Genomic DNA, 23,746 nt, shown 5'->3' on the forward strand with positions numbered 1-23,746 from the left:
CAAGACTCACACGATATCGTCGCGCCGGTTGCCTGATCGGGTTCGATGGGCTTTATCATGCAGATGACAGCATGCCAGGGGCGAGGAGCAAAAATATCGTGACGCAAGAGGCGGATATCGGTCCCCCCCAGCTCGATGCCGGGCTTCTGGGGATGCGCCTCATGCTGCTCATGCGCGCGATCCGCGAGGGCGGCCTGCCGCTGTTCGAGGCGGAGGTGGGTTACAAAGAAATCCATCGCCATTTGCTGCTGCTGCTCGGGCTTTCCGGCGGCATGACCTCTCAGGACATCGTCGGCTTTGCCGGCTACGAAAAGGCGCAGGTCAGTCGCGCGATCAAGCCCTTGGAGCGGGACGGGCTAATCGTGCGCGAGAAGCTGCGCGCCAAGCTCACCCTCTCCCCGGCGGGGCGGGTGCTCTTCGAAAAGATCCGCGCCATCGTCCGCGCCCGTGACGGCCAGCTGGTAGGCGGTCTGGGGCGCGACGAACTGGAGCGCTTCGGCCTGCTCACCGACCAGTTGGCGCAAAAGGCGGCCCGTATCTACAATCAGGAGCGCTGCCTGAGTGTCGAGGCGGGGATCATCGGCGCGGCACCGGGCGGGGCCGGCACACCCTCATGGCCTGTCGGGCCGGAGGGCAAGAAGATCGAGCCGCCGCCGGACCTCATCGCGCCCAAGCTGGTCGGACTGGTCGCCTATCTCAAGCGCAGCGCGATGCTCTCCTGCCAGCGGATGCACGGCCTGTCGAACTTTCAGGGTCAGGTTCTCGCGCTCATCGGCTTGTACGCGCCGCTGCCGATGGCGCAGCTGATCAAGGCGATGGGCCGGGACAAGAGCCAGATCGGGCGGACGGTCTCGGCACTGGAAGAGAGCGGGCTGATCGAGCGATTCAGGCCCACCCGTCGCCGCGATATCGTCCTGCAACCGACCGAGGCCGGTGCCGTGGTGTACAAGGCGCTCCATCGCGAGGCCTCGGTGCGGGATGCCAGCCTCTGGAGTGAGGCAAGCGCCGAGGATCGGGCATTCTATCAGGCCATTGTGAGCCGCCTCATGCTCCGCGCTCGGGCTTTGAGCGGCGAGAATTCGGCTGCGGCGTGAACGCCAGTCTCCTATCCCAGAATCTCGAGCGAGGCCTGTTCCTGATCGAGATATAATCCGAACGGGTCAAGGCACGGGACGCCGAGCGCGGCCTCAAACTCATCCTGCGATGAGGCGCCTGCGCGGGATCCAGTCTCTGCATCGGCGAGATTGGAGCGAAAGATGCCGGCGGCACTGACCGGCAGGAAGTCCTCATAGGTGATCGGGCTCGCTTCCAGCCAGCCATCTGCAACCAGCTCGTCCGGTGCGCCGGATGGCAGCTGGCGTCCCGCAGGAAGCATAGCGGCCTTGGGCGTCGGCGCATAAGTGAAATAGGCCAGCCCCTGTTCGCGGATCGCATCCAGATCGTCGGGAAAGCGCTGGAAGATCTCTGCCAGGCGCGCTTCATAGCCTTTGCCGCCCAGGCCGCGGGCCTGCTCGGCTTCCGCGAGGATCGCATCGTAAAGCGCGCGGCCATGTGGCGTCAGCGCAATCCCGCGCTGCTCGATCTCGCCGAACCGTGCGGTGTGGACGCCGGCCACGCTCTCATCGCCATCGCGGAACAGGATGGCCTCCTCCAGCGCCTGAAAACTCGTCTGGCGCAGCAGGATCGGGACAGACCGGCGGGGCGGGCCTTCGATCACGGCCTTGGCCTTGATGCCGCGCGCGATCATCTCGGCCTGAACCGCATCGATGTCGAGCGCGCGGGGCGTCAGGTGATTGATGTGCGGACCGCGGAAGCACACAATGTCGGCGATCAGCCGGTGCGCGCGACTGAAGGCTTCATAGGTTGCATGGTCCACCAGCGCTTCGCCATGCCAGCGGAAGGTTTCCAACGCCTCCAGCACGAAGGCTTCTGCCTCTTCGGTGCCCAGACCGCCCTCCCGCTCGAAGCGGTCGATCAGCGCCAGCGCGCCATCTGTGACGATGCTGCGTCGGGCGAGCAGCGCCTGGGCCTGTTCGCGCAACGCAACATCCTCGATCAGCTCGAGCCGCAGCAGCGAGCAGAAGATACGGAAGGCGCAGCGGTTCAGCGATGCCGTGTCAATCGGCCGAAACGCTGTCGAATGCACCGGCAGACCGGCCACGCCGAGATCATAATAGCCGACCGGCACCATGCCCATCACGGCGAACAGCCGCCGCATGAGGTGCAGTTCTTCTGGCGTGCCGACCCGGATGGCGCCGTGGCGCTCGGCACTGAGCCGGTCGAGTTCGCCCTGCGCTGCGAGCCGTTCGTTCAGAGCGGGATTGTTGTGCAGCAGGCGGGCATTGCTCGTGGCGACGATCTCCAGCAGCGTGCCGTAAAGCGGCACCTCGGCCCGGTACATCGCGGACATCGCCTCCGAAAAGGCGAGGCGAATGTCAGCAGGATCGACGAAGCGGGTCATGGCAGGGCTTGCTCCAATGCATGGCGCAAGGCCGTCCGCGCCGCCTGTGCCTGCGCCCAGAGGTCGGGCAGGCCGAGATCGGACGGGGCGAGGCGCTCGGGCCAGTGATTGCCGACGATCGTCTCCAGGCGGTCCAGTCCGCGCTCGTCGAGCAGATGGGCAGGGTGAACCGCCTGTTCCGCCTCACGTGAGAGCAGCACGCGCAGGCGCAGGCAGGCAGGGCCGCCGCCATTATGCATGGATTCGCGCACATCGACGAAATGGGAGGTGTGGATCGGGCCGTTGGCGCCGACATTGCTGTCCAGCCAGGCTTTGACGGCGGGGGTTTCCTGGCACTCCATCGGGAGAATCAGCGCTCGCTGCCCGTCCGGCAGTGTCACCAATTGGGAATTGAACAAATAGGAGGCGATGGCGGCTTCCAGCGAGACTTCGCTGGCCGGCACCTCTAGGATGATCAGGTCCGGGCAGCGCTGCGACAGCGCGGCATAAAAGGCCGCCTTGTCCGCAAAGGCTTGTTCATGCGCGAAGAGGATGTTTTCGTGCGCGACGGCCACGACATCATTGTGGAACGCGCCCGCTGCGATGGCGTCGGCGGATTGCTGTACGGTCAGGCCGTCCTCAATGCCGTGCCGACGGAAGATCGCGCGGCAGGCTTCGGCCGATTGGCGGGCAGGAAAGCGCCCGCCCGGTTCGCCATAGACCATGACCTCGACGCCGGGGCCGTTCACGGGGGAGGCCAGCCGCATGAAGTTCGCGGCGCCCTCATCGCCGAAGCGAGCGGGGACCGGATCATGGACCGCGAAATAGCGTTCGTCCGCGAAGATGTGCCGCAACTGCCGCAGCGTTTCGGGCCATTCATGGCTGCGGTGCGCCATGGTCGCGAGATTGGCGACGGTGAAGTGCGTCCGCCCGTCCGCCGTATCCGGGGCAGGGGAGACCGTCGCCGCATTGGCTGCCCACATCGCCGATGCGCTGGTGGCTTGAGCGAACAGCAGCGGTTCTTCCGCCCATGCGCGGGCATAGACCTGCGCATCCGAACCGTCGAAGCCGAATTGACGCAGCCAGCCCGCGTTCGGGCGATCGTGCGGCAGGAAGAAGCCCTGTCCCAGTCCCAGCCCGTGCAGCGTGCGCATCTTGGCGATGCCTTGCAGGGCTGCCTTGCGGGGCTGGGAGACCTCGCCGGCATGGAGCGTGGCGGCCAGATTGCCGAGGCTGAGGCCCGCATAATTGTGGGTCGGGCCGATCAGCCCATCGAAATTGACCTCGCGAAAGACGGGCGCGGTGCTCATGCGCGCAGTCCGGTGGAAAGCGCGCCCTCCAGCGCCGGGGCCTCCATGCCCGCGACGGGGAAGGCGCAATAATCCGCCGCATAATAAGCGCTGGGGCGCAGGTTGCCGCTGTCGCCGATGCCGCCAAAGGGCATGGCGGAACTGGCGCCGTTGGTGGGCCGGTTCCAGTTGACGACGCCGGCGCGCGTGGCTGCGCGAAACTGCTCGAACTGTGCCCGGCTCCCACCCAGCATAGCGGCGGACAGGCCAAAGCGCGTGGCGTTGGCGCGGGCGATGGCCCGGTCGAAATGCGTCTCGCGCCAGAGCTGGACCACCGGGCCGAAAATCTCCTCGTCAGGGGCAGTCTCGATGCCGGTCATGTCGATCAGCGCCGGTGAGAGGAAGGGCAGGCCGGAGTCCCTCCGGACCAGCGGACGGATCGGGCGCCCGCCCAACGCAAGCAGATCCGCGACGCGCGCCTCGACCAGATCGGCGGCGCGATTATCCACCACCGGCCCCATGAAGGGCTGCGGATCGTCGAAGGGCGCGCCGACGATCAGCCTGTCCAGTGTTGCCGTGACCCGCTCGATGAGCGCGTCGGCGATCTCGTCCTGCACGATCAGTCGGCGCGCGCAGGTGCAGCGTTGTCCGGCGGAAAGCCAGCCGGACTGGACGATGAGCGCAACGGCAGCGTCCATGTCGGCCTCGCCGATCTCCCAGGCGAGCAGCGGATTGTTGCCGCCCATCTCCAGCGCGAGAATGCGGCCCGGCGTGTCGGCGAATGCGCGGGCGAGGAGCTTCCCGGTGCTCGAACTGCCGGTGAACAGCAGGCCATCCGTACCGGGATGCGCGGCCACTGCCTTGCCGGTCTCACCGCCGCCCTGCACGATCTGCAGCACGCCGTCGGGCAGGCCAGCCTCCCGCCAAAGCTGGCCCATCAGTTCCGCCGTCGCAGGCGCCAGTTCGCTGGGCTTGAAGACCACGGCATTGCCCGCCAGCAGCGCCGGAACGATGTGCCCGTTGGGCAGATGCGCCGGGAAATTATAAGGCCCGAGCACCGCCAGCACGCCATGGGGCCGATGGCGCAACGCCAGAGCGAACCCGTCTCCATCCCGCAGCGTCTGGCCCGCCCGCTCGGCCTGCGCAGCGATGGAAATCTCCACCTTGGCAGCGACGCTGGCCGCTTCGGTCCCGGTCTCCCAGAAAGGCTTTCCCGTCTCGCGCGAGATCACCCGCGCGACGTCATCGGCATGGGCTTTCACCGCTGCGGCGTAAGCGCGCAGGATGGCGATGCGCTCAGTCAGCGGTGTGCGCTCCCAGCCCGGTTGGGCGGCGCGGGCCTGCGCGACGGCGGCATCGACGGCAGCGGCATCCGCAGCAACGCCCCGCCAGACGACGTCTCCCGTGCACGGGTCGGTGGAAATCAGGTCGGTCATGCTCTTCCGCTCGTTTCGTCTTTGGTCTGTTCGGTCAGTCGGTCGTCAGATAACGGGCCGTTGCGCCCTCGCTCAGGCGGCCGAGCGCGATCGCATCCGCTGGTAGGGTCAGGCGCTCTGCTTCAGCATCGATCTGTCCGGCGGCGCGCCAGGCGCGAAAATCGAGCAAATCTCCGGCGGCCAGCAACATCGGGCGGGCCTGGGTCTGAGATGGAGGTGCATCGCTGAAGGCAGCCGCCTCGCGGCTTTCTTTCACCGCCCGCAAATCATCGACATCGGCCTGCATGGTTGGCCCGGCGTCGAACAGGTCGACATAGCCATCATAGCGGAAGCCCTCGGCCGCGAGCAGCTTCATGGCTGCGGCGCCGCTCGCGTGCGGCTTGCCGATAGCTGCCTGCGCCTCGGGTGGCAGCAGCGTGGTGTAGATCGGGTGTTTGGGCATCAGGTCGGCGATGAACTGGTTGCCGTTGAGGGCGTGAAAGCGGTCGGCATCGGCAAACTCCAGGTCGAAGAAGCGCCGGGTCAGCCCTTCCCAAAATGGCGAGACGCCTTCGGGCTCCTGCCAGCCCCGCAATTCGGTGAGCACCTGCTGGCCGAAGCGGGTGCGGTGCATCGCCATGAACAGATAGCGGCTGCGCGCGAGCAGCACGCCAAGCCCGCTGCGCCGCAGTTCGGGCACCAGAAACAGGCCGCCGACCTCGCTCGCGCCGGCAAAGTCGTTGACCAGATTGAGCACGCTCGTCGTGACGATGCGGTCGAGCTGGCGCGAGTGCTGCGAGAGGCGGGTGAGCTTGTAGGAATAAAAGGGCTTCTTGGTGCCGACGCTGGAGAAGATGAGCGCCGTTCCGCCGATCCGCCCGGTGCCAGCTTCTTCCAGCGCGAACATGTAAAGCTCGTCATCTGGCTGGCTCAACTGCGCCTCAAAGCTGCGCTGGGATCGTTCGAGGCGTGCGAACAGGGCCTCGCGATCATGGGGCAGATTGGTGAAGCCCGGCCCGGTCTGGCCGGCGAGCGTGTAGATGGCGTCGATATCCGTCGTCGTCGCAGGGCGGACGAACCAGTCGTTGAAAGAGCCGTCAGTCATGGTCGGCCCCTGCCATATCCGGCGCGGAATTGAGGGCGTGGTCGAGCCGTCCTTGTGCGATCCGCAGCATGGTGATGGCAGCCAGCGCGGCGCGTTCGCTCAGTGAACTCAGAATCATGAACTCCTCATCGGTATGGATGGCACCCCCGCGCACGCCCATCGTGTCCACCACCGCAACGTTCTGGGCGGCGATGTTGTTGCCATCGCAAACGCCGCCGCTTGGCTGCCAGTCGATGGCGAGGCCCAGGTCCGCGCCGGTTTCCCGGACCAGCCCGAACAGCGCCTGATGCTTCGCGTCGAAGGGCTTGGGCGGTCGCGCAAAGCTGCCTGCGAGCGCGATCGTCACGCCATGATCCGCACTGACCTGCGCAATGATCAGGGCGATGGCCTGCTCGGCGGCCTGCTGGCCGGCCAGGTCCACGGGCCGCATGTTCCAGCTCAGCAGCGCCCGATCGGGCACAACATTGTTGCCGCCGCCGCCGGACAGGCGCGCGACATTGACGGAAAGCCCCTCGATCTCGTGCTTGAGCGAATCCAGTCGTACCGCGAGATCGGCCGCGGCCACCACGGCATTGCGGCCGTCCAATGGATTGCGGCCGGCATGGGCGGATCGGCCAGTCACAGCGACGGTGAAATTGCCGCTGCCCCGCCGGGCGCTCGCCAGCGTGCCATCCACCGTGACGGAAGGCTCGAAGGTCATGCCGGTCTGGCAGCGCCGCGCCGTCTCGCGCAGCAGCGCTGCAGACCCTAGCGAGGACACTTCCTCATCGGCATTGACCACCACGTCCCAGCCGAAATCGGGAATGGCATTCGCCGCCTCCAGCGCAGCCAGCGCCTCGATCATCACGAGGAGCCCGCCTTTCATATCGGCGGTGCCGGGGCCGTTGAGGCGGTCGTCATCGATCAGGCGGCAGGTCTGGAAGGGGTGATCGGGCGGGAAGACCGTATCCATATGCCCGGTGAGGATCATGCGGCGGGCGCAGGCGACACGCTTGCGGGCGAGTAGATTGGCGCCATGGGCGAGTGCAACGGTGCGGCCTGCCTCATCCAGCGTTTCAGCGGGCTCTGGCGCAACGGTTGCGACCGTATCGGCAATCTCCGTCAGTCGGGCCGCGATATGCTGGCGCATCTGCTCCAGCCCGGCGAGATTGCGGCTGCCTGAGTTGACCTGCGCCCAGTCGACGACTTGCGTCGCCATGTCCGCCTGTCGTCTCCTAAGATGCTCCACGATCCCGATTTCGGTCGGTGAGAGTCCTGTCATGGCCCGATGCTAAACCAACTGGCCGCCCGGGGCTAGGGGCGCGCCGGATCGATAGTCAAAGGACGTCGCCGAACATCAGCCACAGCATGACCAGCCAGGCGATCAGACCGCCCGTGCCGATGACGATATGCAGCCGCTCGCGCAGCCAATTGACAAGGCCGCCGGGATTCTCGTCGTCATCAGGATTCATGCCGCGAAACCCACAGTTTAGCGCCCCTCCGGCCGATCGACGCCGAATGTCGCCCATTCGGTATCGCCGCCCGGCTCAGGCAAGGCATCCCGTACACCGTCCATTGGCTCCACGTCGGTATTGGTCCGCTGCCGGTGCAGATGCGCCTTGGCAATGAGGTTGGCGGACACCGGCGCCGTGATGAACAGGAACAGAGTGATGAGCAGTTCGTGGGCGGACCAAGTGCCGTCCTGGAACGGAAAGTAGATCATGGATGCGACGAGGCAGCTTCCGACGCCGAGGGTGGTTGCCTTGGTCGGGCCGTGCAGCCGCGTCATCAGGCTGGGCAACCGGGCAAGGCCCCAGCTTCCGATCAGCGCGAAGGCGCCACCGAGGACGATGAGAGCGGCGATCAGGATTTCTGCGATCACTGCCATGGCTTACTCCACAATGTCGCCGCGCAGGAGGAACTTGCAGTAAGCCACCGTGCCGACGAAGCCGACCATTGCGAGGAGTAGCGCCGCCTCGAAATAGGTGGTGCTGGTTTCGTAGATGCCAAACAGCACGATCAGCGCGATGGCGTTAATCACCATGGTATCCAGCGCCAATATCCGGTCGCACCGCGTGGGGCCGCGCAGCAGCCGGTAGAGGTTGAGCAGCACGGCCAGCGCGATGCAGGCGAAGGCGAAGGTCAGCGCGAGCGCGATCATCGGAAAATCCTCTGCAGCCGGGCCTCATAGCGCGCCTTGATATGGGCAATCTCGTGCGCGACATTGCCCGTGTCGAGCGTGTGGACGAGCAGATAGCGCCCGTCCGCCGACACGTCTGCAGAGACGGTGCCGGGCGTGAGGCTGATGGTGCCGGCCAGCACGGTGATGGCTTCGGCCGAACGCAGGTCCAGCGGGATGGTCATCCAGCGGGAATTCAGATCGCGGTTGCGCCGGAACAGAATGAGCTTGGCGACATGGAAGTTCGCCACGACAATATCGTAGAGCACGATCCCGAGATAACCGAGCATCGCCCAGCCAAAGCGCAGGCGCGGGCGATCGGGCCAGAACGGTGCGGTAAACACCGGGATGACGGTCGCCAGCAAGAGGCCGAGAAGGAAGCCACCGGCCGTCAGGCTGTTCTGGATCAGGATCCAGACGATGAGCAGCATCACCGTTAGGCCGGGATGGGGGAAGAGTTTGGTCAGCATTGCTTCACCCTCCCGTCGCCGGGCCGAGCACGGCCTCGATCGTGTGCGTCGGCGCGAAAAGCTGCTGGGCCGTTGCGTCCATGTAGCGCGTGACCGGCCCCGCCGCGACGGTGAGCACGACCAGCGTCGCGAGCAAGGCGGTGGCGGGCAACATCTCCACCAGACGGGCATCGGGCTTTGCCGTCGCGGCATCTTCGTGTGGATTGTCGGGGTGCGCTGCGCTCTTCCAGAAGATGGCGCTGCCGGCGCGGGCGAGGCCGAGAATGGCGAGGAGCGTGGTGCCGAGAATGACCGCCCAGATCCACGCCGCCCAAGGGTCCGCCAATGTCGCCTGCAGGATCAGCAATTTGCCGATGAAGCCCGAAAGCGGCGGGAGGCCCGCGAGGGCCATGGCCGCCAGCAGGTAGAGCGCGGACAGTGGCTCGATGCCGGCAAAGCGTGGGGAGGGGACGATCGTGTCGCCGTAACGACCGCGCCGCAGCCGGATGAGATCGACGACGAGGAACAGCAAGGCCGCAGCCAATGTGGTGTGCGCCAGATAATAGAGTCCCGCCGTCAGCACCGTGCGGTCGAACGCCGCAATGGCGACCAGCAATGTGGCGGTGGAGCCGAGCAGCCCGAATGCGGCAAGATCGCGTAGGGAGCGCGCTGCCAGCAGGCCCGCAAAACCGATCACCATCGTCGCCAGTGCGGCCGGCATCATCCACACCTCCGGCGCCCATGCCGCCGCGCCGGCCTGATCGCCGAAGATCAGCGAGGATGTCCGGATGATCGCATAAGCGCCGACCTTGGTCATGACGGCGAACAAAGCCGCCACGGGCGCGGAGGTGCCGGCATAGGTGCGCGGCAGCCAGAGTTGCAGCGGCAGCAGGGCCGCCTTGAGTGCAAAGACCAGCGTCAGCAGATGCGCGCCGGCGCGCAGCAGGCCCTGATCTGCAGCCGGCAGGGCCGGGATGCGGGCGGCCATGTCCGCCATGTTGAGCGTGCCGGTGATGCCGTAGAGCAGCCCGATCGCGAAAAGGAACAGCGTCGAGCCGATGAGGTTGACGATTACATATTGCACGCCGGCTTTCAGCCGCTCCGGGCCCTGGCCGTGCAGCATCAGGCCGTAGGAGGCGATCAGCAAGACCTCGAAAAAGACGAAGAGGTTGAACAGGTCGCCTGTCAGGAACGCGCCGTTGATGCCGAGCAATTGGAACTGGAACAGAGGATGGAAATGCCAGCCCTTGCGGTCCAGCCCGGTCAGCACCGCGTGGCACAAGACGGGCAGGGCGAGTAGGGCGGTAATCAGCAGCATCATCGCCGAGAGCCGATCCAGCACCAGTACGATGCCGAAGGGCGCGGCCCAGTCACCCAGCGCGTAGACGGAGATCGTGCCGCTGCTGGCGACGCCCAGTAGATAGATGGCGAGGGCGAGGAGGCCGGTCGCGCCCACGATGGAAATGGCGGCGCCGATCCAGCGGTGGCGGCGCATGAAGATCAGCGTGGCTGCGGCCATGAGCGCGGGCAACAATAAGGGGGCGGCGATCAGCGCGGTCATGGCACGATGTCCTCCGGCTCGTCATCCGGTTTGCCGTCGACCTGGTCGGTGCCCGTCTCGAGGAAGCTGCGCAGGGAAAGGACCACCACCAGCGCCGTCATGCCAAAGGCGATAACGATGGCGGTGAGGACCAGCGCCTGCGGCAGCGGGTCCGTATAATCCGTAATGCCTTTCTCATAGATCGGCGGGCGGTCCACGACCAGCCGCCCCATCGCGAATAGAAACACGTTGATGGCGTAGGACAGCATGGCAAGGCCGAGCACCACCGGGAAGGTCCGCCCGCGCAGGCACAGATAGATGCCGGCCGCCGTGAGGATGCCGATGGCGCTGGCGACGAGCATTTCCATGCTGATCATGCCTTGGCCTCCCGGTTGCGCGCGGGGTCGACATCCATGGGCGCGTCGTCGCTATGGTCTTCCTTGTCGGCGCGCTGGGCGATGTGACTGAGTTCGGCCAGCGCGAGCATGACCGCGCCGATCACGGTCATCGCCACGCCGATGTCGAACAGCATGGCCGTCGCCAACTCGAACGTGCCGATGACGGGCAGGGTGACATAGCCAAAGGCGCTGGTGAACAACGGGGCGCCGAAGACGAGCGAGCCCATGCCCGTAAGCGCGGCGATGATGACCCCGAGGCCGATCATCAGATGCTCGTCGAACTTGCGGCGCTGTTCGGCCCATTCGAAGCCCGACGCCATATATTGCATCAGCACGGCAATGGAGATGATGAGCCCGGCGATGAAACCGCCGCCCGGCAGATTATGCCCGCGCAGGAAGATGTAGATGCCGACCATCATGGCAAGCGGCAGCAGCAGCCGCGTGGCGACGACGAACATCATCGGGTGCCGTTCGGGCGAGCGAATGAGGTCCGGGAGCCACGCCCGCAGCCGTGCGCCGGCCGCGCCGCGCGTCGCCGGCTGTAGCAGGGCGAAGATGGTCAGCGCGGCAATGCCCAGCACGATGATCTCGCCGAAGGTGTCGAAAGCGCGGAAATCCACCAGCGTCACGTTCACGACATTGGTGCCGCCACCGCCCGAATAGCTGTTCTCCCAATGGAAGGTCGAGATGGGCTGGTTAGGCGCGCGGGTGAGCACGGCCCACGCGCCTAACCCGGCCACGGTGCCGCCCACCAGGCCGAGCAAGCCATCCCGCAGCCGCAGGCCATCGCTGGAGAGGCGGGCAGGCTTTTTGGGCAGCAGGTTGAGCGCCAGCAACAGCAGCAGGATCGTGACCGTCTCGACCGAAATCTGCGTCAGGGCCAGATCGGGCGCGGAAAGATAGACGAAGCCGAGCGAGACGATGAGGCCGATAACGCTGATGAAGACGAGCGTGAGGTAACGCTCGCGCTGGGAGATGACGACCGCCAGCGTCGCGCCGACCAGCAACAGCCAGCCGATAATGGCGAGCGGCGAGGCCGGCAGCGTCGCGCGCGGCCCGGTGCCGCTGCCGCCCCCGACCAGCACGCCCTCGACCGCCAGCGCAATGGCAAGCACGAAGATCAGCGCAAGCTGCCGCTGCAGCGAACCGTTGTGCACGGCATGGATGAAGCCGCGGGCGGCGTCCACCAGCGTCGCAATCCCGCTGTCGAACAGGCGCTTGGCTTCCGGCAGCGGGAGCGCTTGCCAGATGCGCTCGGCGAGGCCGAACCGCCAGAGCATCAGCGCGCCCACCGCCACGGCAAACAGGCTCATCAGCAGAGCAGCATTCACGCCATGCCAGAGGGCCGGCGCGAATGTCCCGGCGCTGCCTGCGGTGACGGTATCGGCGACCGGTTGCACGAGCCATGTCGTCAGCGTGGCGGGGAACAGGCCGACGAGGATGACCAGAAGGACGAGCAGCCCAGAGGGCGCCCAAAGGCCGAAGGGCGGATCATGCGGCGCATGGGGATAGTCATCGCGCTGGCGGCCCAGATAGACCTGGAAAGCGTAGCGCAGCGCATAAGCGACCGAGAGCGTCGCGGCGACCACCGCGATGGCTGGCACCAGCCAGCCCATCCCCAGCCAGGCGGTATGCGCCGCCTCGTCGAGCATCATTTCCTTGGATAGGAAGCCGTTGAAGGGAGGCAGGCCGGCCATCGATCCCGCCGCGATCATGCCCAGCGTCGCGGTGATCGGCATCAGCGTGGCGAGACCGCCCAGCCGGCGGATATCCCGCGTGCCAGCCTCATGGTCGACAATGCCGGCATTCATGAACAGCGCCGCCTTGAAGATGGCGTGGTTCAGGATGTGGAAAACGCCGACCATCGCCGCCGTGCCGCTGCCAAAGCCGAAGAGCATGGTCAGCAGCCCGAGATGGCTGACGGTCGAATAAGCGAGGATGGCCTTGAGGTCGGTCTTGAACAGCGCGATGGCGGCGCCGATCAGCATGGTGACGAGGCCAGTTGTCGCGACGAGATAGAACCACAGATCCGTACCCGCCAGCGCCGGCCATAGGCGCGCGATCAGGAAGATGCCGGCCTTCACCATCGTCGCGGAATGGAGATAGGCGCTGACCGGTGTCGGTGCCGACATGGCGTGCGGCAGCCAGAAGTGGAAAGGGAATTGCGCCGACTTGGTGAAGCAACCGAGCAGGATGAGCACCAGCGCGACCGGATAGAGCGGCGAGGCCTGAATGAGGTCACTGCTGGCCATTATGGTGCGAATATCGGTGGAGCCGGCAATGCTGCCCAGCAGCAATAGCCCGGCGATGAGCGCGAGCCCGCCGCCGCCCGTCACCACCAGCGCCATGCGGGCGCCCTGCCGAGCCTCGGCTCTATCGCGCCAGAAGCCGATCAGCAGGAAGGAGGAAAGGCTGGTCATCTCCCAGAAGACGAGCAGCAGCAGCACATTGTCGGAGAGGGCGATCCCCAGCATGGCGCCCTGGAACAGTAGCAGAAAGGCCAGAAAGCGCCCCATTGGGTCTTCCGCTGCCAGATAGAAACGGGCGTAGACGATGATGAGCAGGCCGATGCCGAGGATCAGCCCCGCGAACATCGCGCCCAACGGATCGAGGAAGAACCCCAAGGACAGGCCGAGGGCCGGCACCCAGTCGATCTGCATCGCAGGGGTCTGCCCGGCGAGAGCGGCCGGCATGAGCGCGATGAGGATCGCGAGCGCCGCGCCGGTCGTGCCGGCGGCGATCCACGCCTGAAGATTTCGGCTGGTGCCGCTGAGTATCGCCAACAGCAACGCGCCAAGAAATGGCAGCAAGGCGAGTATCAGCAACAAAAGTCCGCAGCTCCCGTGATGCGTCGGCAGGTGATTGACGATCCGATGGCGATCAGGATCTGGCGATCCTCAAAAGGTCTGCCCACCTTATCCAGACAATGCGGCATGAGGACAACCCGAAAGCGCCGAATTTTCGGCCTTCACTGCCGATTTATAGCCATCGGGGCGTGGGGCTGACGGTCTGTCAGAGCAATCTTCAGTCAGGCGCCGTGGCCATCAATAAGGCGCCAGCCCGTGCGAGAGCTGGCGCCTGTGATAAGGGTCCGTGATGAGGATATGTCTGGCTTAGCGTTCGACGCACATGGCGATGCCCATGCCGCCACCGATGCAGAGCGTCGCCAGACCCTTCTTGCCGTCGCGGCGGGCGAGTTCGTAAAGCAGCGTGGTGAGCACGCGCGCGCCCGAGGCGCCGATGGGGTGACCAAGCGCGATGGCGCCGCCGTTCACGTTCACGATGTCCGGGTTCCATCCCAGTTCCTTGCCGACCGAAAGAGCCTGCGCAGCGAAGGCCTCGTTCGCCTCGATCAGGTCGAGGTCGGCGAGCGACCAGCCGGCCTTGTCCAGCGCGATGCGACTGGCCGGGGCCGGGCCGATGCCCATGATCGAGGGATCGACACCGCAGGTCGCCCAGCTTGCGATGCGCGCGAGCACCGGTGCGCCACGACGGGCGGCCTCCTCGGCCGTCATCAGCACCAGCGCCGCGGCGCCATCGTTCACGCCGCTGGCATTGCCGGCGGTGACCGTGCCGTCCTTCTTGAACGCAGCGCGCAGCCCTGCCATCGCCTCGATGGTGGCACCGGCGCGGATATACTCGTCGGCATCGACGATGGTGTCGCCCTTGCGGCCCTTGACGGTGACAGGCGCGATCTCATCGGCAAAGCGACCCGCGGCGCGGGCGGCTTCCGCCTTGTTCTGGCTGGCCGCTGCGAACGCGTCCTGCTCTTCGCGGGTGATGCCGTACTTTTCGGCAAGATTCTCCGCCGTGATGCCCATGTGGTAGCCATTGAAGGCATCGGTCAGGCCGTCATTCACCATGGTGTCGATCAGCGTAATCGGTCCCATCTTGGTGCCCGCGCGCATCATCTGGGCGTGGGGCGAGAGGGACATATTCTCCTGACCGCCGGCCACCATGATGCTGGCATCGCCGCAGCGGATCGCCTGCGCGGCGAGCGCGACGGCGCGCAGACCCGAGCCGCAGACCTGATTGATGGTGATCGCCGTGCGGTCGATCGGGATGCCGGCGTTCACGGCCGCCTGCCGCGCGGGGTTCTGGCCCTGGGCGGTGGTGAGCACCTGGCCGAAGATCAGCTCGTTCACCTCATCGTGCGAGACGCCGGCCTGCTCTAGTGCTGCGACGATGGCGACGCGACCGAGTTCATGCGCGGGGGTGTTGGCGAAGCTGCCCAGAAAGCTGCCGACCGGCGTGCGCTTGGCGGCGGTGATGACGATATCGGTCATGGATTGGCAAGTCCCTCGATTGCGGCGCCAGGGGCGCAGGTTGCTCTCTCGTGCCGGGCCTCTAGCATCAGCCGCCACAGCGCGAAAGCCAGTCGCTCAATCCTCTCCACAGTTGCGCTTCCGCACGGCTGCCGATCATCATGCCGACGTGGCCGAGCGCAAGGTCGATCCGTTCCGCCGCAGGTGGCACGGCGGCGGCGGGCACGATCCGGTCCGTGGTCGAGGCGATTGCGAGCGTCGGGCAATCCAGCGCTTGCGGGTCCGCGACGGTGCCGTGGATGGACCATTGACCGCTCGCTGTCATATTGGCGCCATAGCACCGCTCGGCAAGGTCTCGTCCGCTCGCCAGTGTCAGCGGCGCGCCTTCATTGGCCCAGTCCTCCAGCGCGATGAAGGCCTCGAAGGACGGACTGTCAGCCTCCATTTCGGCGAAGGCGGCATATTTGCGAATGGTGCGATCGGGATCGAGCGACCAGAAGCCGGTCTGGAACACTTCCATGGGAACAAGGCCCAGCGCCTCGCAGCCGGGCTTGGCCTTGGCCCAGATTTCGGCAAGCTGGGACTGAAAGGGGGCGTCATAGGCAGAGAAGTCCCAGGGGGCCGCTATGGTCGCGACGCCGGCGACCGGCTTGCCCAGCGCCTGCAGTCGCGCCGCCGCGCCGATGGCGAGAGTCCCCCCCAGGCAATAGCCGACGAGCAGCGGCGGGCGATCCAGTTGCTGCACCAAGGGGAGCAGCATGCGCTCGACATGATCGGCCAGATCGACGTCGCGCTCGCCATCGTCCGGCGTGCCCCAGTCCAGCAGCAGCGGGTCATGGCCCTGCTGTCCAAGATAGCGCAGCAAGGAGCGTTGTTCGGAGAGGTCGAGGACATGGGGCGGGTTGATCAGCGACGGGATGAGGATGACCGGCGCCCGGTCTCCGTCGGTGCCCCTCATGCTGCGTTGTGCATTGCCGTTTCGCGTGAGCAAAGCCGCGCGGCCATTTTGCGCAGCAATTTCCGGCAGGTCACTCGGCGCAGGTCGCGACGCTGTCTGAAAACGGCGCAATCCTGCCAATGCCTTGCGCCGTAATTGGGCGTCCTGTGCCGTAACTTGCCACAATATGGAAAGAAACAGCGGCAGCGGACGCGGCCCATGTTGCGGTGCAGAAAGAAACGATGCTATGTTGCGCCCAACGGAGGGTGGAGCATCATCTATGGCACGATCGAAATCAGGTGGCGAATCAGGGACCATTGTCATCAAGAAGTACGCCAATCGGCGTCTCTATGACACGGAAACCTCCAGCTATATCACACTTGAATTGCTCTCGCAGATGACGCGCGAGGGGCGCGATTTCGTGGTAGTCGATGCCAAGTCCGGCGAAGACATCACGCACAATGTGCTCACCCAGATCATCATGGAAGAAGAGCAGCGCGGCGAGAACATGCTGCCGGTCAGCTTCCTGCGCCAGCTCATTTCGCTCTACGGCGACTCGATGCAGTCCATGGTGCCGCAATATCTTGAGGCGAGCATGGAAGCGTTCCGCAAGAACCAGCAGCAATTCCAGGAAGCCATGCAGGGCGCATTCGCCGGCGGACCCTTTGCCGAGATCGCCAAGCGCAACATGGAAATGCTCAACGCCGCAGCGAACGCCTTCAAGCCCGCTGCACCTGCCGCACCCGCGAAGGCTGGCGACTCTGCCGATGAAGTGTCCGAGCTCAAGGCACAACTCGCCGCGCTCAATGCCAAGATTGACAAATTGGGCGGGTGACCAACCCCGGCGCGGTCGGGATGGCCGCGCCTTAACGGCCCACGGTTCGAGCGATCAGCGCCGCGCAATTGGCATCCGGTGCGGTTTCCGCGCGACCACCGATCGCTCGACCGACGGCCTTCAGGATGTTGCCGACCGAGCGCGTATTTTTCGGCACGACCAGATCGGGATTGCGCAATGTGCCGCGCAGATGGGCATTGCCGGGAAGCTGCAGCGCATGTTCGTTCTTGGCGAGGCCCTTGAGGGTCAGTTCGAGACGTTCGGCGGGGAAGCTGACTGTGCCGGTGCCACGTGACTGGCTGACCGGCGTGTCGACGACCAAGGTGCGCACAACGCCGCGTCCGCCCCGTATATCGAGCTGGACCACACCGCAGCGCAGCGCTTCCCGTCCGTCTTCGTCCGCAAACAGGCCCTTGCCGATGTCAAAGCCCAGCAGGCCGGCCAACCGCGCCGGCATCGATCCGCCGCGGGTGACCGCGCCTACGGTTCCGTTCGATTGCCCTACGACCTCGCGGATCGTGTCGCCCACGCCGGTCAGGCGCGCGCGTGCGTCCACGCGGCCCTGCACGTCGCCCTCGCTATTGCCGTCCCCGCCCGCCAGCGCCGCGATGCTGCTGTTGCGCATGTCGAGCGCCAGCGTGACCGTCGGTTTGGGCTGGCCGTCCCGCTGATTGACCACGGCCCGCCCGGTCATCACGCCCTGCGTCAGGCCGATGCGCAGCGGATCGACGGTGAGGATGCGGTTGTCGAGATTCAGCACCGCGCTGGCATTGGTGAGGGAGGAGGGGCGCCGCCCGCCCAAAATCCGGTCGACGCGCACCGATATGCGCCCGTCCGTCTTGTCGATCTTGCGGATGTTGATCCGCGTGTTGGGCACTAGCCTCTGGCCCTGCGCTCGCTCCAGCGCGACCGCCTGCGCATTGCCCTTGTCGTCGGCCAGATCCTCGAAATCGAGTTGGCTGAAGCGCGCCTCGCCATCCAGCTTGGTGCGGCCATCCACCTTGCGAACCGTGAGCGCGCCCGTGAACCGGCTACGGCCGACGGTGCCGCCCAGATCGGCCACGCTCCACACGCCATCGCGCCGCTGGACATTGGCAGCGATATCGACCGGCTGCGTGCCGAACAGTCCCGCCTCGATGATCCGGTCCACCAGTTTGAGCGTGCTGGCGCGAGCGGAGACCTTGAACGTCATATCGTCCGTGCGCATCGGGCCGGCCATCGTGCCGCGCGCGTGCATGGTGAGGGCGTCACCCATGATGCGCGCATCGAATGGCCAGCTCTGGCCGGCGCGCATCGGTGCGCCGGTCAGGCGCAGCATGACCGGTTCCCCTTCGACGGTGCCGGCGCCGGTGCCGCGCAAGCCCTGCTGCGGATCGACGGACAGCTTGACCTTGAACTGACGCTTCTGGAAGGCATCGCGATAATCGATCACAGCGTCATCGACACGGACCAAAGGCGTTTCCGAGCTGCCCTGGTCGTCCTTATTCGATTTACTGCCGAGCGCGTCCCAGCTCTTGCGGCGATTCTCGTCGCGAACCAGCGTCAGTCGTACGCCCCGGGCGGAGAGCACCTGCGGCCCGCCGTGCCCGAGCAGCAGTCCGAGGACCGGAAGACGCAACCGCAACGCCTCGATCCGTGCCAGATCGCCTTCGCCGGCCCAGGCAGGCTGGGGCACACGGATATCCCGCACCTGAATCACGGGGCTGAACGAGAATGTGCTTTCACGCGTCATCGATCCGATGGTGGCTCTGGTGCCGATCTGGTCGGACAGGCGCCGCTCGGCGGCCTCCTTGAACCAGGAAGCGGGAAAGGTGGCAGCCAGCACCAGCAGGGCCAGCAGCAGAACCAGCAGCGCGGCCGCCATCATCGCGATGATCCGAGTGCGGCGGGGCATAGTGCGAATCATCGACGAGAAGTGGGCCATTGGAGACGGGACGAGTGAGGTCAGGGAAAGTTCCCGTTCGTCTCCCAGCGTCAGCGCGCGAACGTCTTGGTATTTTTCCGCGCGGCCACTAAAGACCGCTGCAATCCCCAATCCAGATCCCGGAAGCCAGACATTGTCCAACATCAAGCACGCGTTGCCCGTCACCCGAGCCAAGGATTTCGCTGCCTGGTATCAGGCCGTGATCAGCGAGGCCGATCTGGCCGAGGAAAGCGGCGTGCGCGGGTGCATGGTCATCCGTCCGTGGGGCTATGGCATCTGGGAGCGCATCCAGAAGCTGATGGATGCGCGCATCAAGGCGGCGGGTGTTGAGAACTGCTATTTCCCGCTGTTCATCCCGCTCTCCTTTTTCGCCGAGGAAGCCGACCATGTCGAAGGGTTCGCCAAGGAAATGGCGGTGGTGACCCACCATCGCCTCAAGAACATCGACGGGAAGCTGCAGACCGATCCCGATTCCAAGCTGGAGGAGCCGCTGGTCGTGCGCCCCACGTCCGAGACGGTGATCGGCAAGGCAATGGCGCGCTGGGTGCAGAGCTGGCGCGATCTGCCGCTGCTCACCAACCAGTGGGCCAATGTCGTGCGCTGGGAGATGCGCACCCGCATGTTCCTGCGCACCAGCGAGTTCCTCTGGCAAGAAGGGCATACCGCCCATGCCGACGAAGCCGACGCGAGGACCGAGACGATGCGCGCGCTCGAAATGTACCGTGATTTTGCGGAAACCGAGCTGGCCATGCCGGTGGTCGCGGGGGAAAAGCCGGAGAATGAGCGTTTCCCCGGCGCGGTCGCCACCTATTCCATCGAGGCGATGATGCAGGATGGCAAGGCGCTGCAGGCCGGCACCTCGCATTATCTGGGCACGGGCTTCGCCAAGGCGGCGGGCATCCAGTACCAGAATCAGGATGGCCAGCAGGCCCTGTGCCACACCACGAGTTGGGGCGTTTCGACCCGCATGATCGGCGGCGTCATCATGGTCCATGGCGATGACGACGGGCTGCGTTGCCCGCCGATGATCGCCCCGCATCAGGTGGTGATCGTGCCGATGCTGCGCGATACGGACGAGGATGCGGCGGTCATCGAATATTGCGACGCGCTCGCCAAGGATCTGGGCGCGGTCGACGTGTTCCGCGAGCCGCTGCGGGTGTTGTTCGACAAGAAGCCGATCAAGGCCGCCCCCAAGCGCTGGGGCTGGGTGAAGAAGGGCGCGCCGATCATCGTCGAGGTCGGCGGGCGCGATGTGGCGGGCGGCAATGTTTCGGTCGTGCGGCGGGACCGGCTCTATAATGAGGCGGGCAAGCTGGCGAGCGAGGTCATGGCGCGGGATGCTTTCGTGGCGGCGGTCGCGGACATGCTGCGCGGCGTTCAGGACAGCCTGCACAGCGAGGCGCGCGCGCGGCTGGAGGCGAACATCCGCCGCGACGTGAGCGAGCTGACGGCGCTGGCGGGTGCGTTCGGCGGCGACAAGCCCGGCTGGGTCGAGGTCGAATGGAGCAAGCCCACCGGGGAAGCGTTGGACAAGGTGGTCACTTGGCTCAAGGGCGAAAAGCTGACGCTGCGCAACGTGCCGATGGATGCGACGCCGGCGAGCGGGACGTGCATCTTTACGGGCGAGAAGGCTGTCGAGCGGGTTCTGGTCGGCCGCGCGTATTGAGGTTTTAGGGGCGGAAAAATCAGGCCGCCCCCCACTCCGCGTTCGTGTCGAGCCCTGAGCGCGCGCCCTGCGGGCAGTCGAAGGGCTCGACATGAACGGTTCTGTGGATTTCCTGAGCCTACTTCTCCAGCAACCGCGGCATCAATTCCACGAAGTTGCACGGCCGAAAGCGGCTGTCGAGCTGATAGACCAAAATCTGATCCCACCCATCCTTCACCGCACCGGTCGAACCGGGCAGGGCGAAGATATAGGTGCCGCGCGCCACGCAGGCGCAGGCGCGGGACTGGATGGTCGAGGTGCCGATCGACTGGAAGCTGAGCCAGCGGAACAGTTCGCCAAAGCCTGGAATGGCCTTGTCCTGCACCTTTTCCAGCGCTTCGGGGGTCACGTCGCGCCCGGTCACGCCGGTGCCGCCGGTGGTGAGGATGACATCGATCTGGGGATCATCGATCCAGCGGTGGAGGTGCCCGAGGATCGTCTCGACCGAATCCTTGCTGATCTCGCGGGCCTTCAGCACATGGCCGGCAGCGGTAACCCGCTCGGCCAGTGTGTCGCCGGATCGATCGTCCGCCAGCGTCCGCGTGTCGGAGATGGTGAGCAGGGCGATCTGAACCGGGGTGAAGACGCGGCTCTCGTCAATAGGCACCGGCGGCAGTCCCATGCGGGGTGACGCGGACGGCGACATCCTTGCTGCCATCCGGGAAGCGGACCCACAGGCCCTGCGCCATGGCCGAGAGTGCCGGGGAGCGGCCGCCTTGCTCGTCCATCTGGTAGATCCAGTAATTGCGCAGCACGGCGTTCAGATAGGCGCGGGTCTCGTAATAAGGCACGGATTCGATGAAGAGCAGCGGATCGCCCTCATCGCGGATCTGCACGTTCCAGCGCTCGATCGGAGTGGGGCCGGCATTATAGGCCGCGACGACCTTGGGTAGCAGTCCGCCCGTGGCCGGCATCTGGCTGAGCTTGCGCAGATAGGCCTGGCCGAGCGCGAGGCTCACGGCCGGATCGTAAAGCTGATCGGGCGTCACTGCCATGCCGCTGGAGCGGGCAAGCTGCGCACCGGTGCCCGGGAGCACCTGCATCAGGCCGCGCGCATCGGCCGGGCTGCGGGCATCGGTCTGGAAGCGGGATTCCTGCAGGGCATGGGCGAAGACCAGCGCGCGCTCGACCTGCCAGCCATTGCTCGGTGACCATTCCGGGCGGGGATAGCGCGCATAGGCCGCCGACTTGCGCCCGCTTGGCGAGCGTTGCGCCAGCCAGAGCTGGGTGGTCGGCAACGAGAGGTCGCTGGCGAGATGCACGAGTGCGCTATAGCGCGTGTCGTCGCTCAGCGCAGCCTCATGGCGCAGCACGGCATCGGCCTGCGCGCTCCGGCCCAGCGTGGCGAGGATCACGGCGTTGCGGACATTGCCGCTGCCCGCGAGCAGTGACCAATCCTGCGACGACACATTCTCCCGCTTGAGCGCGGTGCTGAAGCCGAGGCCGAGCGTTTCGCGGGCCAGCAGGCCGTAGAAGCTCTCTTCATCGCGCGCCGCGCTGCGCAGCAGGGCATTGACCCGCTCGGGCTTGCGGTCGGCCATCATGGCGCGCGCCGCCCAGAAATAGCTGCGGCTGCGCAGGTCCGCGTCGGACGTGCTCATCGCGGCATGATAGAAAGAGTCGGCGGCGGCAGCCCATTGCTTCTCGCGCCAGGCGGCGAGGCCCATCACCCAGTAAGACGGTGCCACGAATTCGCCGGTGCCGCCATTGACGGCCAGCGCGCCCATGCGGCGGGCATTGGCGGTATCGCCGCAGATGAAATAGGACCAGGCGAGGCGCTGACGCAATTCGGTGCGGCCATCCATGCCGAGCCCGGCCTCGGCGGAGGCGAGCAGGGCCTCGCCCTGATTAGGCTGATCGTCCTTGATATACTGGAGCAGCGTGCCGCGCAGCTGATCAGCCGCGGCATCGCCCTTCACCGAGCGGAGCATCTGCCGCTGGGGCGACGTGCCGGTCCACATGAGCTGGCGCGTGGCCGGCCGGTCCGGCAGCGTCTGCGCGCCCCGCTTGCGGGCCAGCGAGGCGATGCGGTCGTTCTGCGGAAGGTTGGGCGTCTTGTGCAGCAGGTCGAGCAGGTCGAACAGCTCGACGCGGGGGCTATCCTTGGCGAGATACAGCTCGGCAAGCAGATGCGGGCGCATACTGTCCGCCTCGGAGAGGCCGAGAATGGCACTGCGCGCCTCGTCCCAGCGCTTGCCCTCCAGCATGGCGAGAATGGCGCCATATCGGCCTTGCTCATCCTGGCTCGGCGTCGGGATGGCGGAGGCTGCCGCCGCCGGCTGGGCTACCGCCAGTGGGCCAGCGAGCGCGCACAGCGACAGGGCCATGAGCAGCGACCGGCGCACACGGGATCGGGAAGGGGACCTGTTCATTGCGTCAACAATCCATGGAGCATACGCACGCTTTGCCAGCTTCTGGCCTTGGCAAGCGGCCGGTTCATCAGCAGATCAGGCCCCGCGAGGGCGACCGTATCCACGCTGCCATGCGGTAGGTCAATCTTTTCGAGCCCCACCAGGCCCGGCCGCCAGCGCTCGCCGAGCATGGCGCGGCCGATCCGGTCACCCAGCAGGATGATCGCGCCCGGCTGGACCAGATCGAGATAGCGGCTGATCCGCGCAGCGAGCTGGGGGAGCAAAGCGGCATCGAGATGACCGCCCGGCGGACGGCGCAGAGCCAGCGGCAGACAGGGCGCCTGTGCGGGCTCAAGGCCGAGCGTGCCGAGCATCGAGGCGATGAACCGCTGCTGTTGCGGCTCGAGAAGCTGGGCCAGATCGGTTGCACCGGCGGCCGGCATCTCGACGAGGAGAACGAGGCGCGGCGCGTGCAGGGCGGGGAGCGCGATCCGCTCGCCATGCCAGTCGGCTTCCGGCTGGCCTGCGTCCTGCGCAATCCAATCCAGGAAGCCCGGTATATCTCCCGGCATCCTCTTGGGCGCCTGATCCGGCGTGCGGGCCTGTACGGGGGCGGGCTGCGGCGCCGGCCCGGGGGCTTCAGCAGGCGCATCAACGGCCGGCCGCGCGGCAACGTCTGCTGCGCCACTGGCTGTGTTGGAAGAGCGTCGCCAGAATGGAACGGGTTCGCCATCTCGCCAGCGCCGGGGCGCCTCGTCGGTGGCGCAGTCCAGCCCCGCTTCCCGCCACCAATGCGCATAGGCATAGGCCGCCTGCTCCGGCGTCATCATGTCCTGCTCACCCATGGGTTTACAGAGACAGAGGTTGACGGCGCGGTCAACTCTGCCGCATCGCTGGCGACTGTAAAGCGTGAAAATATTGCGGCGACCGGACGG

The 23,746-nt window shown here is 66.1% G+C and carries 21 protein-coding genes; 3 read left to right on the forward strand and 18 right to left on the reverse strand.

Annotated elements, in window-relative coordinates; genetic code table 11:
* The first annotated feature begins 98 nt into the window (after window positions 1–98).
* Window positions 99–1,094, forward strand: a complete 996-nt coding sequence (locus tag M2332_RS00710) for a MarR family transcriptional regulator (protein WP_264572569.1) — start codon at window positions 99–101, stop codon at window positions 1,092–1,094.
* 11 nt (window positions 1,095–1,105) lie between these two features.
* Here M2332_RS00710 and M2332_RS00715 read toward each other — a convergent pair whose 3' ends face one another.
* The 14 genes from M2332_RS00715 to M2332_RS00780 form a co-directional block, all read right to left on the reverse strand.
* Window positions 1,106–2,461, reverse strand: coding sequence for a VOC family protein (locus M2332_RS00715; RefSeq protein WP_264572570.1), 1,356 nt, complete (start codon window positions 2,459–2,461; stop codon window positions 1,106–1,108).
* The gene (locus M2332_RS00720; protein ID WP_264572571.1) at window positions 2,458–3,750 is read right to left on the reverse strand and encodes an N-succinylarginine dihydrolase; all 1,293 of its coding nucleotides are present in this window, start codon (window positions 3,748–3,750) and stop codon (window positions 2,458–2,460) included. Before M2332_RS00720 ends, M2332_RS00715 begins: the two co-directional genes overlap by 4 nt.
* The gene (astD, locus tag M2332_RS00725) at window positions 3,747–5,165 is read right to left on the reverse strand and encodes a succinylglutamate-semialdehyde dehydrogenase (RefSeq protein ID WP_264572572.1); all 1,419 of its coding nucleotides are present in this window, start codon (window positions 5,163–5,165) and stop codon (window positions 3,747–3,749) included. The genes M2332_RS00720 and astD overlap by 4 nt, the downstream gene beginning before the upstream one ends.
* A gap of 34 nt (window positions 5,166–5,199) precedes the next feature.
* Window positions 5,200–6,249, reverse strand: a complete 1,050-nt coding sequence (locus M2332_RS00730) for an arginine N-succinyltransferase (protein ID WP_264572573.1) — start codon at window positions 6,247–6,249, stop codon at window positions 5,200–5,202.
* Window positions 6,242–7,510, reverse strand: a complete 1,269-nt coding sequence (locus tag M2332_RS00735; RefSeq protein ID WP_264572574.1) for a hydrolase — start codon at window positions 7,508–7,510, stop codon at window positions 6,242–6,244. Before M2332_RS00735 ends, M2332_RS00730 begins: the two co-directional genes overlap by 8 nt.
* Window positions 7,511–7,565: 55 nt before the next feature.
* Complete coding sequence (locus tag M2332_RS00740; RefSeq protein WP_264572575.1) at window positions 7,566–7,700, reverse strand: hypothetical protein; 135 nt, start codon at window positions 7,698–7,700, stop codon at window positions 7,566–7,568.
* Between the two features lie 17 nt (window positions 7,701–7,717).
* Window positions 7,718–8,116 carry a Na+/H+ antiporter subunit G gene (locus tag M2332_RS00745; protein WP_264572576.1) on the reverse strand — a complete coding sequence of 133 codons (399 nt, stop codon included), beginning with the start codon at window positions 8,114–8,116 and terminating at the stop codon, window positions 7,718–7,720.
* A 3-nt stretch (window positions 8,117–8,119) separates the two neighbouring features.
* Window positions 8,120–8,389 carry a K+/H+ antiporter subunit F gene (locus M2332_RS00750; protein WP_264570039.1) on the reverse strand — a complete coding sequence of 90 codons (270 nt, stop codon included), beginning with the start codon at window positions 8,387–8,389 and terminating at the stop codon, window positions 8,120–8,122.
* A complete protein-coding gene (locus M2332_RS00755) occupies window positions 8,386–8,877 on the reverse strand; it encodes a Na+/H+ antiporter subunit E (protein WP_264572577.1) in 492 nt (163 codons plus the stop codon). The genes M2332_RS00750 and M2332_RS00755 overlap by 4 nt, the downstream gene beginning before the upstream one ends.
* A 4-nt stretch (window positions 8,878–8,881) precedes the next feature.
* Entirely contained in the window at window positions 8,882–10,417 is a 1,536-nt protein-coding gene (locus M2332_RS00760; RefSeq protein ID WP_264572578.1) for a monovalent cation/H+ antiporter subunit D, read from the reverse strand.
* Window positions 10,414–10,764 (reverse strand): Na+/H+ antiporter subunit C, encoded by a 351-nt coding sequence (locus M2332_RS00765; RefSeq protein WP_181561385.1) that lies wholly within the window; start codon window positions 10,762–10,764, stop codon window positions 10,414–10,416. Before M2332_RS00765 ends, M2332_RS00760 begins: the two co-directional genes overlap by 4 nt.
* Before the next feature lie 5 nt (window positions 10,765–10,769).
* A complete protein-coding gene (locus M2332_RS00770; protein WP_264572579.1) occupies window positions 10,770–13,622 on the reverse strand; it encodes a monovalent cation/H+ antiporter subunit A in 2,853 nt (950 codons plus the stop codon).
* 285 nt (window positions 13,623–13,907) lie between these two features.
* A complete protein-coding gene (locus M2332_RS00775; RefSeq protein WP_264572580.1) occupies window positions 13,908–15,080 on the reverse strand; it encodes an acetyl-CoA C-acetyltransferase in 1,173 nt (390 codons plus the stop codon).
* A gap of 67 nt (window positions 15,081–15,147) precedes the next feature.
* Window positions 15,148–16,017 carry an alpha/beta fold hydrolase gene (locus tag M2332_RS00780; protein ID WP_319801471.1) on the reverse strand — a complete coding sequence of 290 codons (870 nt, stop codon included), beginning with the start codon at window positions 16,015–16,017 and terminating at the stop codon, window positions 15,148–15,150.
* A gap of 259 nt (window positions 16,018–16,276) precedes the next feature.
* On the opposite strand from M2332_RS00780, the gene phaR reads away from it, so the two are divergent.
* Complete coding sequence (phaR, locus tag M2332_RS00785; protein ID WP_181559362.1) at window positions 16,277–16,831, forward strand: polyhydroxyalkanoate synthesis repressor PhaR; 555 nt, start codon at window positions 16,277–16,279, stop codon at window positions 16,829–16,831.
* A gap of 31 nt (window positions 16,832–16,862) precedes the next feature.
* Here the strand turns inward: phaR and M2332_RS00790 are convergent, their stop codons facing one another.
* On the reverse strand, window positions 16,863–18,725 hold the full coding sequence (locus M2332_RS00790) for an AsmA family protein (RefSeq protein ID WP_264572581.1): 1,863 nt from the start codon (window positions 18,723–18,725) through the stop codon (window positions 16,863–16,865).
* 172 nt (window positions 18,726–18,897) lie between these two features.
* On the opposite strand from M2332_RS00790, the gene proS reads away from it, so the two are divergent.
* Window positions 18,898–20,421, forward strand: a complete 1,524-nt coding sequence (proS, locus tag M2332_RS00795; protein WP_264574861.1) for a proline--tRNA ligase — start codon at window positions 18,898–18,900, stop codon at window positions 20,419–20,421.
* Window positions 20,422–20,539: 118 nt separating this feature from the next.
* Here proS and moaB read toward each other — a convergent pair whose 3' ends face one another.
* From moaB to M2332_RS00810, 3 genes are read right to left on the reverse strand one after another with little or no spacing between them, the layout of a single operon-like run.
* Window positions 20,540–21,067: a molybdenum cofactor biosynthesis protein B gene (gene moaB / locus M2332_RS00800; RefSeq protein ID WP_264574862.1), complete on the reverse strand. Its 528-nt coding sequence runs from the start codon at window positions 21,065–21,067 to the stop codon at window positions 20,540–20,542.
* Window positions 21,057–22,832, reverse strand: coding sequence for a lytic transglycosylase domain-containing protein (locus M2332_RS00805; RefSeq protein WP_264572582.1), 1,776 nt, complete (start codon window positions 22,830–22,832; stop codon window positions 21,057–21,059). Before M2332_RS00805 ends, moaB begins: the two co-directional genes overlap by 11 nt.
* Window positions 22,829–23,656: a hypothetical protein gene (locus tag M2332_RS00810; protein WP_264572583.1), complete on the reverse strand. Its 828-nt coding sequence runs from the start codon at window positions 23,654–23,656 to the stop codon at window positions 22,829–22,831. The genes M2332_RS00805 and M2332_RS00810 overlap by 4 nt, the downstream gene beginning before the upstream one ends.
* Window positions 23,657–23,746 lie beyond the last annotated feature (90 nt).

It is taken from the genome of Sphingobium sp. B11D3A (assembly GCF_025961695.1).
Classification (GTDB): Bacteria; Pseudomonadota; Alphaproteobacteria; order Sphingomonadales; family Sphingomonadaceae; genus Sphingobium.

Excerpts from the sequence above, each read along its gene's own strand:
- M2332_RS00715 (WP_264572570.1), bottom strand. The coding sequence starts at position 2,461 with ATGACCCGCTTCGTCGATCCTGCTGACATTCGCCTCGCCTTTTCGGAG.
- M2332_RS00720 (WP_264572571.1), bottom strand. The coding sequence starts at position 3,750 with ATGAGCACCGCGCCCGTCTTTCGCGAGGTCAATTTCGATGGGCTGATC.
- astD (WP_264572572.1), bottom strand. The coding sequence starts at position 5,165 with ATGACCGACCTGATTTCCACCGACCCGTGCACGGGAGACGTCGTCTGG.
- M2332_RS00730 (WP_264572573.1), bottom strand. The coding sequence starts at position 6,249 with ATGACTGACGGCTCTTTCAACGACTGGTTCGTCCGCCCTGCGACGACG.
- M2332_RS00735 (WP_264572574.1), bottom strand. The coding sequence starts at position 7,510 with ATGACAGGACTCTCACCGACCGAAATCGGGATCGTGGAGCATCTTAGG.
- M2332_RS00740 (WP_264572575.1), bottom strand. The coding sequence starts at position 7,700 with ATGAATCCTGATGACGACGAGAATCCCGGCGGCCTTGTCAATTGGCTG.
- M2332_RS00745 (WP_264572576.1), bottom strand. The coding sequence starts at position 8,116 with ATGGCAGTGATCGCAGAAATCCTGATCGCCGCTCTCATCGTCCTCGGT.
- M2332_RS00750 (WP_264570039.1), bottom strand. The coding sequence starts at position 8,389 with ATGATCGCGCTCGCGCTGACCTTCGCCTTCGCCTGCATCGCGCTGGCC.
- M2332_RS00755 (WP_264572577.1), bottom strand. The coding sequence starts at position 8,877 with ATGCTGACCAAACTCTTCCCCCATCCCGGCCTAACGGTGATGCTGCTC.
- M2332_RS00760 (WP_264572578.1), bottom strand. The coding sequence starts at position 10,417 with ATGACCGCGCTGATCGCCGCCCCCTTATTGTTGCCCGCGCTCATGGCC.
- M2332_RS00765 (WP_181561385.1), bottom strand. The coding sequence starts at position 10,764 with ATGGAAATGCTCGTCGCCAGCGCCATCGGCATCCTCACGGCGGCCGGC.
- M2332_RS00775 (WP_264572580.1), bottom strand. The coding sequence starts at position 15,080 with ATGACCGATATCGTCATCACCGCCGCCAAGCGCACGCCGGTCGGCAGC.
- M2332_RS00780 (WP_319801471.1), bottom strand. The coding sequence starts at position 16,017 with ATGAGGGGCACCGACGGAGACCGGGCGCCGGTCATCCTCATCCCGTCG.
- phaR (WP_181559362.1), top strand. The coding sequence starts at position 16,277 with ATGGCACGATCGAAATCAGGTGGCGAATCAGGGACCATTGTCATCAAG.
- M2332_RS00790 (WP_264572581.1), bottom strand. The coding sequence starts at position 18,725 with ATGCCCCGCCGCACTCGGATCATCGCGATGATGGCGGCCGCGCTGCTG.
- M2332_RS00805 (WP_264572582.1), bottom strand. The coding sequence starts at position 22,832 with ATGAACAGGTCCCCTTCCCGATCCCGTGTGCGCCGGTCGCTGCTCATG.
- M2332_RS00810 (WP_264572583.1), bottom strand. The coding sequence starts at position 23,656 with ATGGGTGAGCAGGACATGATGACGCCGGAGCAGGCGGCCTATGCCTAT.